Origin of the sequence: Methylomonas rapida (assembly GCF_024360925.2) — a bacterium.
GTDB classification, from domain to species: domain Bacteria; phylum Pseudomonadota; class Gammaproteobacteria; order Methylococcales; family Methylomonadaceae; genus Methylomonas; species Methylomonas rapida.
In genome coordinates this window covers 2,689,413-2,705,871 of the sequence record NZ_CP113517.1, presented here as the reverse complement: position 1 = coordinate 2,705,871, position 16,459 = coordinate 2,689,413, and the positions used below count along the sequence as shown (strand labels likewise).

The window sequence follows — 16,459 nt, the reverse complement described above, 5'->3', positions numbered from 1 at the left end:
TTGCGTTGCGGCCGTGGATGGCCTTTTAAGTCACGGATTCAGGTAGTATTTTTGTCACAATAAGATTAGAGTTGCCAGCATGGGCTTTAAGGTGCTCACTTGATAGATGCGCATACCTTAAAACCATGTCGTAACTTGCCCATCCTCCTAGTACTTGCAGAACGTTTAATGGCGTTCCTGCTTGAACGTGCCAACTTGCCCAAGTATGGCGTAAGTCATGCCATCGGAAATCCTCAATAGCAGCGCGTTTTAGCGCCTTTTTCCAGGCTTTTCCGCCGGCTTTTTTGATAGGACCACCTTCATAAGTAAATACAAAGATATTGTGTTGCCCATGTTGGTTTCTAAGTACCGTCATTGCATCAGCATTGAGCGGTACAGAAATCGGCTTTTTAGCTTTAGCTTGCGCGGCATCTATCCATGCACATTCTCGCCTCAAATCGACTTGCGTGTTGACGCCGGTTGAAAATTGACCAAGTAAGAGGCCGAATTCCGGCCGAAAATTGACCAGGGTTATTAACCTGTCCTGTCCAAAAATTAGACAGGAGCTTAGAAGGTGATAACCATGATCTTATTTTCAAAAATTCGGCGGATGTATTTCCGTGACAAACTCTCCATCAACGAGATTGCCAAACGGACGAGTCTGTCTCGCAATACCGTTAAAAAGTGGTTGCGTATGCCCAATGGGACCGACCCGAAATATAAACGCCAGCCCGGCTCAACCAAGCTTTCCCCGTTTGAGGATCAACTCAAACAAGCGCTGATCGCTGACAGCTATCGCCCCAAGCGGGAGCGACGAACCGCCTTGAAGTTATTGGAAGAGTTACAGAAAGCCGGCTATGACGGCGGCTACACGCAGCTTACCGATTACATCCGTGCCTGGCGTCAGGGTGCCGGTAGCCAGGCTGGCAAACACGCCTTTGTCCCATTGAAATTCCGTTGGGGGGAAGCCTTTCAATTCGACTGGAGCGAAGAGTCTCTGGTGGTCGGTGGCGTTTATAGGCGTTTGCAGATTGCCCATACCAAGCTGTGTGCCAGCCGTGCCTTTTTGCTTTCCGCTTATCCAAGCCAAAGCCATGAGATGCTGTTCGACGCCCATCGCCGCGCATTTCAGGCTTTTGGCGGCGTGCCGTTGCGGGGGATATACGACAACATGAAGACGGCGGTCGACAAGGTACAGAAAGGCAAAGAACGCATCGTCAATACGCGTTTTGCGGCAATGACGGCGTATTACTTGTTCGATCCTGACTTCTGCAATGTCGCATCCGGCTGGGAAAAAGGCATCGTTGAGAAGAATGTGCAGGATAGCCGGCGGCGCATTTGGCTGGATGCCAGTCAACAATGTTTTGCCAGCTTTGCCGAGTTGAATGAGTGGCTGGAAGCCCGTTGCCGAGCCTTGTGGACGGAACTATCTTGGCCGGAACGCCAAGGGTTAACGCTACAAGAGGCGCTGGAACTGGAACAACCGGAGTTGATGCCCATGCCTGGCGTGTTCGATGGTTACATTGAGTTTGTGGCTCGTGTATCCAGCACCTGCTTGGTGACGGTGAAACGAAACCGCTATTCGGTGCCTTGCCGTTTTGCTAATCGACGGATCAGTGTGCGCTTGTATCCGGAACAGCTTGAACTCTATGCCGACGATGCCTGGATTGCCAGCCATGTGCGACTGTTGGATCGCGATCAGGTCAGCTACGATTGGCAACACTATCTGCCGTTATTGGCGCGTAAACCCGGCGCGTTACGCAATGGTGCGCCCTTTGTTGAGATGCCGAAACCGTTGTCTTCTTTGCGGCTCGTGTTAAACAAGCGGCAGCACAGAACGTACCAATCTTTTTATTTCGGTAAGTAATTGTTTTTATTTGAATAAAAGAAATTTTCTTTGCAAGGAGTTTGTAGCAAAAGTGACAAACGTTGGGGGGTAGCGAGGAGGGTTTTGTTGCATATATGGAATGTTGTCCCCATGGTGTGTCAAACGGCTTTCAAAAGTTTCCAGTCAACCTGAATGGTTATTGGTTTTCCACCGCCTTTTCCGTTGTTTAAAGTGATAAGAATCGTTGCCGGTTTCGAAGATTTTGCAATGATGGGCTATCCGGTCAAGGAGCGCCGACGGTATCTTGTCATCACCGAATACCTGCACGCATTAAGCAAAGTTGAGATTGGTGATAATGATCAATGAGGTTTTCTCATAGAGATGGACTGATCAGGTGAAACAGTAAAGCACCAGCTGATGTCGGAAGAACTGGATCGAATCGAGAACACGAGCCGATGCCAAGCAACATGTCTTCGAATACATCGAAGTGTATTACAATCGCAAACGGCTTCATTCCAAATTAGGCTATCTATCCCCGGAAGCCTTTGAACTTAAACATGTCTCTTAGCTATCTGTCTGTGAAACTCGGGCAAGATCAGGTTTTCACTGCGGCTTTCTGTGGGACGATAATAATCACAATGAGGGTAACAACATGCTAGCTAAAATTGCAGTAGCCGATTACATGTCAACACACGTGACGACAGTGGCACCAGAAACCGACGTCGCCCAGGCACTGAAAAAAATGCTGGATCACCGAGTGACCAGCGTGCCGGTGGTCGATAGCCATGGCAAACTGGTAGGCATATTTTCCGAGAAAGATGGCATGAAAATAGTCGTTGAGTCGGCCTATAACCAGAGTATGGCCGGAAAAGTCTCTGAATTCATGTCCAAAGAGCTCGTAGTCGTCGATGCCGATGAAAGCTTGGTCGATGTCGCGGCCAAGTTTCAAAACACTCCGATCAGAAGTTTTCCGGTGATGCGGGAGGGTGAGATGGTCGGTATGATCAGTCGGGTCGATGTGTTGCGAGCCCTGGTTTCGCCGAGTTAAAAATTCTTTGATGTCGCCCGCGGCATGAGCGCTCGGGGTTCGATCGTTCATGCCGTTCGGGATTTCAAGCCACGCCTCGGCTTTCATCGACAAATTTTTCAGTGGCGTCGTCTAATTGCCGACTAGCTCTGCCGAGTGGTTGGTGGATGTAAAGCGACTGCGATAGCGCCTTGGCCGTGGCGAATTTCGTGTCACGGACCGGCGGTTTCATTTCGTATTTGACCGGCAGCTTATGGTCGGCGAGTTGAAGCTTGGGATCATAGACCTTGTCGAATTTCCATAGGTTTCTGACGAAATTGGTTTGCCCGCGCAGCAAGTTGCCGCCGATGACCTTGCCGAGATCGCGTACCGCAGCCCAGCCCATGTGCTTGGTAAACATCACGCGTTGGGTTTCTATCAGTTCGGCATAAAATTCTTCCAGCGACATCCGCGTCGGCAACACGGCATGCTGAATGTCAAACAAGCGGTAATCGCGGGTGGTCAGGTTGCGTGATTCGGTCAGCCAACTCTCGGTGCCAGGATAAGGCGTGTTGATGCTGATGTTGACGATCTCCGGAACCTCCTTGCACCATTCCCTGACGACTTTGAAACGCTCACGGTCCCAGTCGGTGTCGGCGATGATGTTGATGGCGACTTGAATGCCCAAAGAGCGGGCAAATTCCAGCGCTTCGAAGTTACGGCTCAGATCGATGCGTTTGCGGTATTTTTCCAGACCGCCTTCGTCGATCGATTCTATGCCCAGGAACAGATAACTCATGCCGAGTTTTTTCCATAGCCGGAACACATCCTTGTTGCGTAACAGCACGTCGCCGCGGGTTTCCAGGTAATAGTTCTTGCGTATGCCTCTGCGCAGCAAGGCTTCGCCTATTTCGAAGCCCATTTTTTCTTGAATGAAGGCTACGTCGTCGACGATGAAAAGCCCTGGTTCGCGAATGCGCTCGATTTCTTCAACCACTTTTTCCGGGCTCATGACCCGATAGCTGCGTCCGTAAAAAGTCCAGGCACTGCAGAACGAACAATCCCAAGGACAGCCGCGGGAAAATTCTATCGAAGCACAAGGATCGAGCATGCCCAAGAAATATTTCTTGCGATGTTTGATCAAATCCCTCGCCGGCGATACGTCATCGAGATGGGGGATGAAGGTCGGTTGGCCGCCTTGGCCTTTCATCGTGACCACGCCCGGTACCGTATGCGCATTGGCGGGGTCTTCCCTGAGTGCCTGCAGCAACAAGGGCAAGCCTGACTCGCCTTCGCCTCTTAGAATGGCGTCTATTTTCCCTTCGCCGTGCTCCAATATCTCTTCGGCGGTAAATGAGGCACTATGGCCGCCGATGAAGACGAAGCCTTGCGGCAGGCGTTCCTTGCTGGCCTTGGCCAGGTCGATGACTTCCGGAACGTTGGCCAGATAATTCAACGAAAAAGCGACGATGTCGGGTTGCCAGTCATCCAGCAGTCGATACAAGTCCTGATGCGATTCCACTTGCAAATCGATCAGACGCGTCTCGCAGCCTGATTTGCGAGCCGTATCGGCAACCAGTTCCAGCCCCAAGGGCTCCAGGCGTAAAAACACCTTGGTATACATCAACGGACTGGGATGAACGGCTAGAAACTTCATGGCATCGACTCCTGTTGGGTAATGACGCGTTGGCTTGTCAAGCTCGATTGATCCTAAAAATAGCAGCGGTCCACGAAAAGCACGAACTACACGAAAATTATCAGTGAGTCATTAACATGATGCATTCACCGATAGGGTGCCGCAATTTATGATTATGACTTATTGATATTATTCGTGTTTTATCAGCCTATCGTGGATCAAAAACATTTTCTTGGTTGATGCTATTCATAGCAAGCATAAACTATCGTTCCAAATTTACTATAGGAAAACCCAGCCTTAACGGTCAAGCCTGTTAAACGGGTACTCTCGGTTTCCCTAAAAAATTCGCGCTAGTTGAGTTACTTATGGTTAGTCGGCGAATCCGGAATGAATTCATAAGCGCCGACATCGATAGGGCCTTGTTGCGGGCGCGGTTCGATGTCCAGGGGATGGCGGTATTGGTAATCCGGCTGTAGCTGAAAGCCGTTGCTTGCTTGTCCGGGCTGCGTGCCTTGGTCAATTGCCTCGGCATTGACCGATAGGCGGTAGTCATGGTTCGCGGGATTTGCAAATACGGTGTTTGAGGATGAAATGTTGTGTTGCAGTTCCGCGGGACCCTCCACGCGACTGTCTCGACCCACCCACAAATTGTTGATCAAGTTTGCCGGGGTATTGCTGTGATTATTAAGGAAAATACCGCTGGATCTATCGTTGACAAAGGTGTTATTGACGAGATAAAGCGCTTGTAACGGTTGATTTTGGTTATGTTCCGCGGCAAATGACAGCATCGTGGTATTTGCCGAATCTGGGCTTTGACGCAGTAAATTGCCGACCATGAATGCTTGTCCACCGTCTGGAAAATCAACCAGGTAACTGGATGCGTTATGCTCGTCGTCAATCCGGTTGTAAAGCAGATAATTTTCTTGTGCTCTGGATTTGACGTTGTGGCCGGTTTGAGCATCGTGGATATAGGAATGGCGTAACGTAAAGCGGCGAATATTGCCGATGTATATGTTATGGCCTAGCTTGCCGTAACGCCGGTAATCGACGGTGTTGTCGTTGAATTCCGAGCCTTCAATCAGGATCTCGCTAGCCGGGTTGGCGCCGGTCAAGATACCCATTTGGTTGTCGTGAAAATGACAATTGCGCAAGGTCAGGTTGGTGCCTTCGAAACGTATGCCGGCGCCATTCAGGGCGGGAACGGTGGCGCCGGAAAATTCAAGATTTTCGACGCGAATATCATTGCCTTTGAGAACCCAGATGGCCTTGCCTTCCGCGGATTGATCCTGAGCTTTCAAATGGGCGCGTCCACCGATGCCTCGCAGTATCAGGCGGTTTTGCGGCCAGCTGGCTACGTCGCCCTGATAGGTGGCGGCGGCAATCAGAATGATGTCGTCATCTTTAGCGACTTTGGCAGCCTGGCTAGGCGATTTCAGCGCATGTTGCGGGCCGACTAGCCAGGTGGCGGCGCGGCAGCTGGGTGAGAAGGTGATCGTTAATATCCCGGTCAAACCCAGTGCCAGCAGAGTTTGTGGCGGGTTGTGAATCGTGCTTTGCCGCATGTTCCCTCCACGTCAAGTTTTGGGGTCTTCCACAGAATTTTTTAAAAAGAGGCCTGCGGGATCAAAGCTCCCGCGTCGCGCTGAAGGTTATGTCCGGCCAACGCTCCTCGGTCAGTTGCAGATTGACCCGGCTACTGGCCAGATAAACCAGGTAGCCGCCGCCATCCTCGGCCAGATTCTCAAAAGCCTTGTTTTTGAATTCTTCGAGTTTGGCCGGATTGCTGGAGCTGACCCAGCGCACGGTGTTGATCGGCGAGGCGTCGTATACGCATTCGACGTTATACTCATGCTTCAAGCGATGGGCGGTGACGTCAAACTGCAATATGCCGACCGCGCCCAGGATCAAGTCATTGTTTTTCAGTGGCTTGAACAGCTGGGTCGCTCCTTCCTCGGTCAATTGCACCAAGCCTTTTTGCAGAGCCTTGGCGCGCAAGGGGTCTTTCAACACCACGCGGCGGAACAGCTCTGGCGCGAAGTAAGGGATGCCGCCGAACTTCAGGTTTTCACCTTGAGTGAAGGTGTCGCCGACTTGAATCGTGCCGTGGTTATGCAAGCCAATGATGTCGCCGGGATAGGCTTCCTCGACGTTCTTGCGGCTGTCGGCCTGGAAGGTGATGGCGTTGGCGACTTGTATGCTTTTGCCGATGCGGACGTGATGCAATTTCATGCCCTTGTCGAATTTGCCGGAACAGATGCGCATGAACGCAACGCGGTCGCGGTGCGCCGGGTCCATGTTGGCCTGGATCTTGAAAACAAAGCCGGTGAATTTGTCTTCGCCGGCTTGCACCAGGCGTTGTTCGGCCTGACGCGGGCGAGGAGAAGGCGCATACTCCGCGAACGCGTCCAGCAGTTCGACGATGCCGAAGTTATTGATCGCCGAGCCGAAAAACACCGGAGTTTGTTCGCCGCGCAGATATTTGTCCAGGTCGAACTCGTGGCTGGCCCCCTTGACCAGCTCTATTTCCTCGCGCAATTCGTCGGCCTGCAAACCGAGCAATTCGTCCAGGTGCGGATTGTTCAGGCCCTTGATCAGTTCGGAGTCGGCGATTTTGCCGCCGTGCTGGGGATTGAACAGCAGGATTTCATCCTTGTACATCTGATAGACGCCCTTGAAGCGCTTACCCATGCCGATAGGCCAGGTCATCGGCGCGCATTCGATTTTCAGCACGCTTTCGACTTCGTCCAACAGCTCTATTGGCTCGCGGCCTTCGCGGTCCAGTTTGTTGATGAAGGTCAGGATAGGGGTATCGCGCAGGCGGCAGACTTCCATCAACTTGATGGTCCTATCCTCGACGCCCTTGGCCACGTCGATCACCATCAGCGCGGAATCGACGGCGGTCAACGTGCGGTAGGTGTCCTCGGAAAAGTCTTCATGGCCGGGCGTGTCCAGCAGGTTGATGATGGCGCCATTGTGCTCGAATTGCATCACCGAGGTGGTGACCGAAATACCCCGTTCCTTTTCCATTTCCATCCAGTCGGACGTGGCATGGCGCGCGGCCTTGCGGCCTTTGACCGAACCGGCCAGCTGTATCGCGCCGCCGAACAGCAGCAATTTTTCTGTGATCGTGGTTTTACCGGCGTCAGGATGGGAAATGATGGCAAAAGTGCGTCTACGCTTGTATTCAGTGGGGTACATTGAGTTATAAGACTGGATTTTTAAAAATTTGTACTAGAATCTGTACTAAATTTGCAAAGCACATATCCTTTGAGCTTATGCGGCATTATATCTTAGTTTGGCGTTGCGCAGTCTTGCTTGCTCAGCGTTTTGATGGGGATGCCGGATTGTCTAACCGCCCTAATCCCCGCCTCTTTCCAACTCTGAAGCCGTATGCGCCAACTCCCTGGCGCCTGTTGCCGAGCCGCTTCCACGGCAAGCAAATTCTAGCGTTGTACAATTAAAAAAATGCTCAAACCCATGCCAAGCACTCACTATTCATAGGTATCGCTTCGGCGGACTGGTGTTACTGTTGGCTTGCAGGCTGTCATTGATGTTTTACAAGGGGGGGATAATGAAAGTAAAGGCTCACGATTCGGTTTTGTCCTCTGCGCAACCGGGTGTGTTGCCGGAGGTTGCGGTGCAACTGGATCAGATAATCGGTTTTCGCCGCGATATTCATGCTCATCCGGAATTGGGATACGAAGAAGTCCGTACCGCCGAGCGTATCGCGGCAAAGCTGAACGATTGGGGCATTCCCTTTCATGCCGGCTTGGGTAAAACAGGCATTGTCGGCATCCTCAAAGCCGGTGATTCAAAGCGTGCAATTGGCTTGCGCGCGGACATGGATGCCTTGCCGATACAGGAACAAAATACCTTCGCGCATGCGTCCAAACATGCCGGCAGAATGCATGCTTGTGGCCATGATGGTCATGTCGCGATGTTATTGGGCGCGGCCCAATATTTGGCCAAGCGGCGCAATTTCGACGGCACCGTTTATTTGGTTTTTCAACCGGCGGAAGAGGGCGGTGCCGGCGCCGAGGCTATGATCAAGGATGGTTTGTTCGAACGGTTTCCGATGCAGGCGGTTTACGGCATGCACAATTGGCCAGGCATGCCGGTGGGGCAATTTGCGGTGAGCCCAGGACCAGTGATGGCGGCCTACGATACCTTCAGAATCCTCATCAAGGGCAAGGGGTGCCATGCCGCATTGCCGCATCTGGGTTTGGACCCGGTGCCGGTCGCGGCGCAACTGATTCTGGCGTTTCAGACGATTTTGACGCGTAACGCCAACCCGTTGGATGCTGGCGTGTTGTCGGTTACCACAGTGCATGTCGGCCAGGCGAAAAACGTGATTGCCGATTGCTGCGAATTGACCGGAACCCTGCGGACTTTTTCCAGCGAGCTGATGGAACTAATGCAGCAAAGAATGCGCGAAATTGCCGAACATACCTGTCTGGCACACGGCATGAGCTGTGATATCGAGTTCAGCAAAGGGTATCCCGCGACCGTGAATGACCCGGAAGCAGCCGACCTTACCCGCCGGATATTGGCGGAGATTGTGGGAGAAGACAACGTGATCCGCCAGCCGCCGGTCATGGGCGCGGAAGATTTTGCGTTCATGTTGCAACGGCTACCCGGCAGTTACTGTTTCATCGGAAACGGCGAAGGGGATCATCGGCTTGCTGGGCATGGCCTGGGCCCTTGTACCTTGCATAATGCCAGTTACGACTTTAACGATGATATTTTGGCGCTGGGCGCGATGTATTGGATAAGACTGGTAGAGACGGCATTGGCGACCGTGGCAGACCAAGGATAACCTGCTCCACCGAGGTCGAGGTCGTCAGCTCAACATGGCACGAATGTTATCGATTTCATCCTTGACTTGATCCAGGATGTTGATGCTTAAATCCGCGTCCAAATTGCCTGCCGCGAGTTTTTTGTAGGCCGGCAATTCATTCATTTTTGGCATTTTCTTGATGTCGACCTTGCCAATAAAGCTGTGCAACTGCGAAATCATCACGATGTCGCTGTATGTGGCCTGCGGCCCGCTGTCGCGATACCAGTTTTCGGCATGAACCACCACGTCTTCGAAGTCGGCGGGAAAATCCCATTTGCGGATGATTTGCACGCCGATTTCGCTGCGTAATTCACGCACCGTCTCGGCCAGATCGCCGGGGGAGGCGAGAATTTCGGGTTGGCGGTCGGCATAGGCCAATATCGGTACGATGCCGATGTCGTGGATCAAGCCTGCCAGCATGGCGCGATCCGGGTCGAAACCGGGCGTTTTATGCGCCAGCACCGCGCTGATGGCGGCGACATGGCTGCTGTGCGACCATAATTCCTGCATTTTGCGTCGAATCAATCCCGAGCGGGCGTTGAACACGGCTTTCAGTGCAAACACGGTGATGATGTCCTGCGCCGCTTTCAAGCCCAAGCGGGTGATGGCTTCCGGGCAGCTTTCGATTTTCCGGCGGCCACGATACAGCGGGCTGTTGGAAATCTTGATCAGTCTGGCGGTGATGCTGGGATCGATCTGTACCACACGCGCGATTTTGCTGCTATTGGCGCTGGGTTCGTTGATGGCCCGGCGAATCTTCACCGAAACGTCCGGGATGGTGGGTAAGGCCAGTTTGTCCGATTGCATGTATTTGTAGCAATCCAGGTACAGACGGTTTTTTGCCAGCGTGGTGGTTTTGGTGTCGGCGGCGGCCTCGGTCATTGGCGTGTGCTTAATTCGGACAAGCAAGCGGGGTTTGGTTTAAAATTTAAAGCCTTTTTTCTGTAGGCAAGCCATGATTACGATTTCGCCGGATGTTACCACAACCCTGACTCGCATCAGAGACTATATTCGCTGGGGGGCCAGCCTGTTCGCCGAACATGAACTCTTTTTCGGGCACGGTACCGTCACGCCGTTGGACGAGTCGGCTGCGATCGTGTTGCATACCCTGCATCAACCCTACGATCTGGCTGACAGCTACCTGGATAGCGTGCTGACGCTACCGGAAAGAGAGGCGGTGGTCAGGTTGATCGAGCGCCGCATCCGCGAACGCATTCCGTCGGCTTATTTAACGCATGAAGCCATTTTTGCCGGCTTGTCGTTTTATGTCGATGAGCGGGTGTTGGTGCCGCGTTCGCCGATCGCGGAATTGATCGAAGATCGCTTCGAACCCTGGGTGGAAGAAGATCAAGTTTTTAATATCTTGGATTTATGTACCGGCAGCGCCTGCATCGCGATCGCTTGTGCCTACGCCTTCCCGGACGCGCAAGTCGACGCGGTGGACTTGTCGGCGGATGCGCTGGCGGTAGCGCAAATCAATGTGGACAAACACGACATGGGAGAGCAATTGGATCTCTATCGCTCGGATTTGTTCGCCGACTTGCCGACCAAACCTTACGACATCATCGTCAGCAATCCGCCTTACGTCGCCATCAGCGAATGGGAAGCACTGCCGCGAGAGTTTCATGCCGAGCCGGCCATGGGATTCACCGGCGGCGAAACGGGCCTGGATTTGGTGATTCGAATTTTGGTCGATGCCAAACATTATCTGGCCGAGCAGGGCATCTTGATCGTCGAGGTCGGCAGCAGCGCGCAAACGCTGCAGGACATGTTCCCAACCGTGCCGTTCCATTGGCTGGAATTCGAACGCGGCGGCGACGGCGTATTCTTGCTGACGGCCCAACAAGTCAACGATTATCACTCTCTCTTTGCAAGCGCGGTATAAGCATGTCAGGAAACAGCATAGGAAAATTATTCACGGTGACCACCTTCGGTGAAAGTCACGGCCACGCATTGGGCGCCATCGTCGATGGCTGTCCGCCCGGCATGGAACTGAGCGAGGCCGATTTGCAGGTGGATCTGGATAGACGCAAGCCCGGCACATCCCGGCACACCACCCAGCGTCGCGAGGCCGATGAGGTCAAAATTTTATCCGGCGTATTCGAAGGCAAAACCACCGGCACGCCGATTGGATTGCTGATCGAAAACACCGATCAACGCTCCAAGGATTATTCCAAAATCGCCGATAGCTTTCGCCCAGGCCATGCCGATTACACCTACCAGCAAAAATACGGTTTCCGTGATTACCGCGGTGGCGGCCGCTCCTCGGCGCGGGAAACGGCGATGCGGGTCGCGGCCGGGGCGATTGCGAAAAAATATTTGTCCGAGCAGCACGGCATCCAAGTACGTGGCTATTTGTCGCAATTGGGGCCGATCAAGATCGAACTGTTCGACTGGAACGAAATTCATAACAATCCGTTTTTTTGTCCCGATGTCACGAAGGTGACGGAAATGGAACAATACATGGATGCGCTGCGCAAGGAAGGCGAATCCATCGGTGCCAAGATCGAAGTCATCGCCAGCCAGGTGCCGCCTGGATTGGGCGAGCCTATTTTCGATCGTTTGGATGCGGATCTGGCTCACGCCTTGATGAGCATCAACGCGGTCAAGGGCGTCGAAATCGGCGACGGCTTCGATTGCATCAATACCAAGGGTACGCAATTCCGCGACGAAATCAGTCCGGAAGGCTTTTTGAGCAATCACGCCGGCGGCATTTTGGGCGGCATCTCCAGCGGTCAGGACATCGTCGCGCGTATCGCGCTCAAACCTACCTCCAGTCTGCGCCTGCCGGGCCGCAGCATCAACGGCAAGGGCGAGTCTATCGAAGTCGTTACGGAAGGCCGTCACGATCCCTGCGTCGGCATACGTGCCACGCCGATTGCCGAAGCCATGGTGGCCATCGTCTTGATGGATCACTTGTTGCGGCATAGGGCGCAAAATCTGAAAGTCGATAGCGGTTTGCCCGTGCTGCGTTAAATGGCTCTGCCGTACTGGCGCTTATCCGGCTTTTATTTCTGTTACTTCGCCACTCTAGGGGCATTTTTGCCGTTCTGGAGTCTGTATCTGAAACAAATCGGCTTTGCCGCCGTCGAAATCGGCGAACTGACCGCGATGCTGGTGGCGACCAAGATCGTCGCGCCTTATCTGTGGAGTTGGCTGGCGGACAAAACTGGGCGCTGCATGGGGGTGATACGTGTCACTTCGTTGCTGGCCTTGCTGACGTTTGCCGGATTTTTGTATCGGCATGATTATTTGTGGGTGGCGGCGGTCACCATTACCTTCAGTTTTTTCTGGAACGCAACCCTGCCGCAGTTCGAAGCGGCCACCTTGCGGCATCTGAAAACCAACCCTCAGCGTTACAGCCGAATCCGCTTGTGGGGTTCGGTCGGTTTCATCGCTGCCGTACTGGGTATCGGGCGTTTGCTGGATTATGTCAGCATTGCCCATTTGCCCTGGATCATTAGCTGTCTGCTCATGAGCAATTGGCTGATGGCCTTGATTACGCCCGAAGCACATGCGCTGCATGAAGGCAAGGCCGGCGAAAGTGTTTTACGCTTGATCTTGCAGCCGGAATTGTTGGCTTTTTTGGCCGTGTACATGCTGCTGCAAGTTGCGCATGGGCCGTACTACGTATTTTATTCGGTCTATTTGCAACAGCATCAGTACAGCGCCACATTCACCGGCTTGCTATGGGCGCTGGGGGTTTTGGCGGAAATCCTGGTGTTCATCTGGATGTACGGTTTGTTGCAGCGTATCGACTTGCGCGGCCTGTTGCTCGGCAGCCTGGCGCTCAGCGTGTTGCGCTGGCTGATGATTGCGTACGGCGTGGCGTCGTTGCCGGTCATCCTGGCCGCGCAGCTGTTGCATGCCGCCAGCTTTGGCGTGGCGCATGTCGTGGCGATACAGTTGTTGCATCGCTATTTTGGCGAGCGGCACCAAGGCAAGGGGCAGGCTTTTTACAGCAGCATCAGTTTCGGTTTGGGTGGCATGCTGGGCAGTGTTTATAGCGGCTACTTTTGGGATGTACTCGGCGGCGGACCGGTATTCGTGATGGCGGCCTGGCTATCTGGCCTGGCGCTGTTGATCGCCTATGTCGGCGTTGCTCGGCAAAAGTCGCCGGCATTGAGTTAAAATCATCGCTCATTCAACCATGAGGAATTTGTTAGGTGTTTGAAATCATTAAAAGCGGCGGCTGGATGATGCTGCCGATCATTTTATGTTCGATTGCGGCGATGGCGATCATCGGTGAACGTTTCTGGACGTTGCAGCGTAAGCGCATCATACCGACCGATTTGGTGCCATATATCTGGCAGCTGCATCGCGACAATAAACTGGACGATGCCACGATACGCCGGATCCGCATGAGTTCGCCGTTGGGGCGGATATTGGCCGCAGGCTTGCTCAACCGCAAACACGGCCGCGAAATCATGAAAACCAGTATAGAAGAAGTCGGTCGCCAGGTTGCGCACGAATTGGAGCGCTATCTGAACGCGCTCGGCAGTCTGGCCACTGTGACGCCATTGTTGGGTTTGCTGGGTACCGTCGGCGGCATCATCCGCGTGTTTTCCGACATCGCCGTAGGCGGCATGGGCGATCCGGCCATATTGAGCGCGGGTATTTCGGAAGCCTTGATTTGTACCGCCTCCGGTCTGGCGGTGGCGATTCCGAGTCTATTTTTTCACCGCTATTTCGAGCGCGTGGTGGACGATCACGTGGTGCGCATGGAAGAAGAGTCCCTGCGTCTGGTCGACATCATGCAGGGTAATCGAGAGGACGCCTGATGGAGTTCCGCCGCAAAAAACGCGCGCCCGTCGAGATAGGCCTGATTCCTATGATAGACGTGTTGTTGGTGCTGCTGTTTTTCTTCATGGTGGCGACGACCTTTCGCCATCACACCAACCTGAAAATCAACCTGCCGGAAGCCAGTGGCGAAGAACGCGAACAAGCCAGCAAGGCGATCAATCTGTTCATCGATGCCGACGGTAAATACGCGATTGCCGGTGAGGATGGCAAAGCGCAGCCACTGGCCGAGCAAAGCCTGCAAAGTTTGAAAGACGCTCTGGCCGCGTTTTCCGGCGATGCCAAACAATTGCCGTTCATCATCAGCGCCGACGGCAAAACCCCGCATCAAGCGGTGGTCGGCGCCTTGGACGTCGCCAATCAATTGGGCTTTAACCATGTCACTTTTGCGATCAATCCGCCGGAGAAATGATGAAAAAAACACTGGTGCGCTGGTTTGAAGATGCCTGGTACAAAGAGATGTATATCTCGGCATGGTTTATGCCATTGTCATTGCTGTATGTTGATGTGATGCGTTTGCGGCGTTGGCTTTACAAGACCGGACGCTTGTCCAGCACGCGATTACCGGTGCCGGTCATCATAGTCGGCAATCTGACCGTGGGCGGCACCGGCAAGACGCCGCTGGTGATCTGGCTGGTCGAGCTGTTGCAACGCCAGGGCTACAAGCCGGGCGTGATCAGTCGGGGCTATGCTGGCACGGCGAATCAGAAGCCACAAGCCGTTATGGCCAATAGCGACCCTGCCTTGGTGGGTGACGAACCCTTGGTATTGGCGCGACGTTGCAGCTGTCCGGTCGTGATCGGCGCGGACCGGCCGGCGGCGGCCAGGCAGTTGTTGGCAAGCAACGCTTGCGACGTGATCATTTCCGACGACGGTTTGCAGCATTATGCCTTGCAGCGCGACATCGAAATCGTCGTCATCGACGGCGAGCGTCGTTTCGGTAACGGCTATTGCCTGCCGGTAGGGCCGTTGCGCGAGCCGCCGGAGCGGGTCAAGGAAGCGGATTTGGTCGTGGTCAATGGCGGCGAAGAATTGCTGGACGGCGAATTTGCGATGCAATGTCAGGGCGAGCGTCTGCTCAATCTGCAAACCGGCGCAGCCAAGCCCTTGGCGGCATTTGCAGGAACGTCATGCCATGCGCTGGCCGGTATCGGCAATCCAAACCGTTTTTTCAAGCAATTGGCCGCGGCCGGCCTGGATTGTCAAACCCACCCTTTTCCTGATCACCATGCCTTCAGTGCCGCGGATTTGCGCTTCAAGGACGCATTGCCCCTGATCATGACCGAGAAGGACGCGGTCAAATGTAGCGGTTTCGCCCAATCTCATCACTGGTATTTGCCGGTCGATGCCTCGTTGCCCGAAGCCTTTTCCGAACAATTACTCTCATTACTCAAAGACAAAACTCATGGACAAAAAACTGCTTGATATCCTGGCTTGCCCGATCTGCAAAAGCTCGCTGCTTTACGATAAAGACAAACAGGAACTGATCTGTAAGGCCGATAATCTGGCTTTCCCGATTCGCGACGATATTCCGGTGATGCTGGAAGACGAAGCACGCGAACTGAGTTTCGAAGAAGCGGAAGCCTTGCGCAAATGACAGCCTTCAAAGTCGTGATTCCGGCGCGCTACGCGTCGACGCGCCTGCCCGGCAAGCCCTTGCTGGACATCGCCGGCAAGCCGATGATAGCCCACGTCTGCGAACGCGCGCTGGAGGCCGAAGCGGAGCAAGTGGTCGTTGCGACCGATGATCAGCGCATCTTTGACACCGTGTCGGCGTTGGGGCTACAGGTGGTGATGACCGACCCGCAACATCAATCCGGCACCGAACGCATCGCGGAAGTCGCGGATAAACTCGGATGGTCAGCGGCCGACATCGTCGTCAATCTACAAGGCGATGAGCCCTTGATTCCGCCGGCCTACATTCGGGATGCGGCTTTGGCCCTGGCCGGACAAAATCAGGCCGGTATCGCGACGCTGGCGGCGAAGATCGAAGAGGCCGATGAAATCTTCAATCCCAATGCTGTCAAAGTGGTGCTGGATAAAAACGGCTATGCCTTATATTTCAGCCGGGCGTCGATTCCCTGGGATAGGGCTAATTTCCCGGATCACCATACGCCAGACAAGGCCAAACTGCCGTATTTACGCCATATCGGCATGTATGCGTACACGGTCGGTTTCTTGCGGCGTTATTGTGGTTGGGAGGCATCGCCGCTGGAAAGCGTCGAGTCCCTGGAGCAACTGCGAATTCTGTGGCACGGCGAAAAAGTGCTGGTGAAAATCGTCGACCAAACCCCGGAAGCAGGCGTGGATACCGAAGAAGATTTGTGGCGGGTGGCGTTACGATTGGGGCAGGCGTGACGGATGGCTGCCTGG

Annotated in this window: 15 protein-coding genes and 3 pseudogenes; 12 read left to right on the top strand and 6 right to left on the bottom strand. The window is 53.9% G+C overall.

Annotated features, from left to right (window positions below):
* Positions 1-25: 25 nt before the first annotated feature.
* Positions 26-436: a tyrosine-type recombinase/integrase gene (locus NM686_RS12700; protein ID WP_255188232.1), complete on the bottom strand. Its 411-nt coding sequence runs from the start codon at positions 434-436 to the stop codon at positions 26-28.
* Positions 437-562: 126 nt separating this feature from the next.
* On the opposite strand from NM686_RS12700, the pseudogene istA reads away from it, so the two are divergent.
* Positions 563-1,789, top strand: a pseudogene (istA, locus tag NM686_RS12695) (IS21 family transposase); the annotation flags it as partial.
* Positions 1,790-1,990: 201 nt separating this feature from the next.
* Here istA and NM686_RS12690 read toward each other — a convergent pair.
* A pseudogene (locus NM686_RS12690) lies at positions 1,991-2,219 on the bottom strand (ATP-binding protein); the annotation flags it as partial.
* A 36-nt stretch (positions 2,220-2,255) separates the two neighbouring features.
* Here NM686_RS12690 and NM686_RS12685 point away from each other — a divergent pair.
* Both NM686_RS12685 and NM686_RS12680 read left to right on the top strand, forming a co-directional pair.
* Positions 2,256-2,375, top strand: a pseudogene (locus NM686_RS12685) (IS3 family transposase); the annotation flags it as partial.
* Positions 2,376-2,459: 84 nt separating this feature from the next.
* A complete protein-coding gene (locus NM686_RS12680) occupies positions 2,460-2,855 on the top strand; it encodes a CBS domain-containing protein (protein WP_255188231.1) in 396 nt (131 codons plus the stop codon).
* A gap of 64 nt (positions 2,856-2,919) precedes the next feature.
* Here NM686_RS12680 and hpnR read toward each other — a convergent pair whose 3' ends face one another.
* The 3 genes from hpnR to NM686_RS12665 form a co-directional block, all read right to left on the bottom strand.
* On the bottom strand, positions 2,920-4,470 hold the full coding sequence (hpnR, locus tag NM686_RS12675; protein ID WP_255188230.1) for a hopanoid C-3 methylase HpnR: 1,551 nt from the start codon (positions 4,468-4,470) through the stop codon (positions 2,920-2,922).
* Positions 4,471-4,808: 338 nt separating this feature from the next.
* Positions 4,809-6,011, bottom strand: coding sequence for a right-handed parallel beta-helix repeat-containing protein (locus NM686_RS12670; protein WP_255188229.1), 1,203 nt, complete (start codon positions 6,009-6,011; stop codon positions 4,809-4,811).
* A 61-nt stretch (positions 6,012-6,072) separates the two neighbouring features.
* Complete coding sequence (locus NM686_RS12665; protein WP_255188228.1) at positions 6,073-7,647, bottom strand: peptide chain release factor 3; 1,575 nt, start codon at positions 7,645-7,647, stop codon at positions 6,073-6,075.
* Positions 7,648-8,020: 373 nt separating this feature from the next.
* Between NM686_RS12665 and NM686_RS12660 the strand changes: the two genes are divergently transcribed.
* On the top strand, positions 8,021-9,265 hold the full coding sequence (locus tag NM686_RS12660; RefSeq protein ID WP_255188227.1) for a M20 aminoacylase family protein: 1,245 nt from the start codon (positions 8,021-8,023) through the stop codon (positions 9,263-9,265).
* Between the two features lie 24 nt (positions 9,266-9,289).
* On the opposite strand, the gene NM686_RS12655 is transcribed toward NM686_RS12660, so the two are convergent.
* Positions 9,290-10,168, bottom strand: a complete 879-nt coding sequence (locus NM686_RS12655; RefSeq protein ID WP_255188226.1) for an HDOD domain-containing protein — start codon at positions 10,166-10,168, stop codon at positions 9,290-9,292.
* Between the two features lie 73 nt (positions 10,169-10,241).
* Here NM686_RS12655 and prmB point away from each other — a divergent pair, with 73 nt between their 5' ends.
* From prmB to kdsB, 8 genes are read left to right on the top strand one after another with little or no spacing between them, the layout of a single operon-like run.
* The gene (prmB, locus tag NM686_RS12650; protein ID WP_255188225.1) at positions 10,242-11,171 is read left to right on the top strand and encodes a 50S ribosomal protein L3 N(5)-glutamine methyltransferase; all 930 of its coding nucleotides are present in this window, start codon (positions 10,242-10,244) and stop codon (positions 11,169-11,171) included.
* Between the two features lie 2 nt (positions 11,172-11,173).
* On the top strand, positions 11,174-12,262 hold the full coding sequence (aroC, locus tag NM686_RS12645) for a chorismate synthase (protein ID WP_255188224.1): 1,089 nt from the start codon (positions 11,174-11,176) through the stop codon (positions 12,260-12,262).
* A complete protein-coding gene (locus tag NM686_RS12640) occupies positions 12,263-13,417 on the top strand; it encodes an MFS transporter (protein ID WP_255188223.1) in 1,155 nt (384 codons plus the stop codon).
* 35 nt (positions 13,418-13,452) lie between these two features.
* Complete coding sequence (locus NM686_RS12635) at positions 13,453-14,067, top strand: MotA/TolQ/ExbB proton channel family protein (protein WP_255188222.1); 615 nt, start codon at positions 13,453-13,455, stop codon at positions 14,065-14,067.
* Positions 14,067-14,498 (top strand): ExbD/TolR family protein, encoded by a 432-nt coding sequence (locus tag NM686_RS12630; protein ID WP_255188221.1) that lies wholly within the window; start codon positions 14,067-14,069, stop codon positions 14,496-14,498. Before NM686_RS12635 ends, NM686_RS12630 begins: the two co-directional genes overlap by 1 nt.
* Entirely contained in the window at positions 14,498-15,511 is a 1,014-nt protein-coding gene (gene lpxK, locus NM686_RS12625; protein ID WP_255188220.1) for a tetraacyldisaccharide 4'-kinase, read from the top strand. The genes NM686_RS12630 and lpxK overlap by 1 nt, the downstream gene beginning before the upstream one ends.
* On the top strand, positions 15,492-15,683 hold the full coding sequence (locus tag NM686_RS12620) for a Trm112 family protein (protein ID WP_255188219.1): 192 nt from the start codon (positions 15,492-15,494) through the stop codon (positions 15,681-15,683). The genes lpxK and NM686_RS12620 overlap by 20 nt, the downstream gene beginning before the upstream one ends.
* Entirely contained in the window at positions 15,680-16,444 is a 765-nt protein-coding gene (kdsB, locus tag NM686_RS12615) for a 3-deoxy-manno-octulosonate cytidylyltransferase (protein WP_255188218.1), read from the top strand. Before NM686_RS12620 ends, kdsB begins: the two co-directional genes overlap by 4 nt.
* Positions 16,445-16,459: the final 15 nt, after the last annotated feature.

Excerpts from the sequence above, each read along its gene's own strand:
- NM686_RS12680 (WP_255188231.1), top strand. The coding sequence starts at position 2,460 with ATGCTAGCTAAAATTGCAGTAGCCGATTACATGTCAACACACGTGACG.
- hpnR (WP_255188230.1), bottom strand. The coding sequence starts at position 4,470 with ATGAAGTTTCTAGCCGTTCATCCCAGTCCGTTGATGTATACCAAGGTG.
- NM686_RS12670 (WP_255188229.1), bottom strand. The coding sequence starts at position 6,011 with ATGCGGCAAAGCACGATTCACAACCCGCCACAAACTCTGCTGGCACTG.
- NM686_RS12665 (WP_255188228.1), bottom strand. The coding sequence starts at position 7,647 with ATGTACCCCACTGAATACAAGCGTAGACGCACTTTTGCCATCATTTCC.
- NM686_RS12660 (WP_255188227.1), top strand. The coding sequence starts at position 8,021 with ATGAAAGTAAAGGCTCACGATTCGGTTTTGTCCTCTGCGCAACCGGGT.
- NM686_RS12655 (WP_255188226.1), bottom strand. The coding sequence starts at position 10,168 with ATGACCGAGGCCGCCGCCGACACCAAAACCACCACGCTGGCAAAAAAC.
- prmB (WP_255188225.1), top strand. The coding sequence starts at position 10,242 with ATGATTACGATTTCGCCGGATGTTACCACAACCCTGACTCGCATCAGA.
- aroC (WP_255188224.1), top strand. The coding sequence starts at position 11,174 with ATGTCAGGAAACAGCATAGGAAAATTATTCACGGTGACCACCTTCGGT.
- NM686_RS12640 (WP_255188223.1), top strand. The coding sequence starts at position 12,263 with ATGGCTCTGCCGTACTGGCGCTTATCCGGCTTTTATTTCTGTTACTTC.
- NM686_RS12630 (WP_255188221.1), top strand. The coding sequence starts at position 14,067 with ATGGAGTTCCGCCGCAAAAAACGCGCGCCCGTCGAGATAGGCCTGATT.
- lpxK (WP_255188220.1), top strand. The coding sequence starts at position 14,498 with ATGAAAAAAACACTGGTGCGCTGGTTTGAAGATGCCTGGTACAAAGAG.
- NM686_RS12620 (WP_255188219.1), top strand. The coding sequence starts at position 15,492 with ATGGACAAAAAACTGCTTGATATCCTGGCTTGCCCGATCTGCAAAAGC.
- kdsB (WP_255188218.1), top strand. The coding sequence starts at position 15,680 with ATGACAGCCTTCAAAGTCGTGATTCCGGCGCGCTACGCGTCGACGCGC.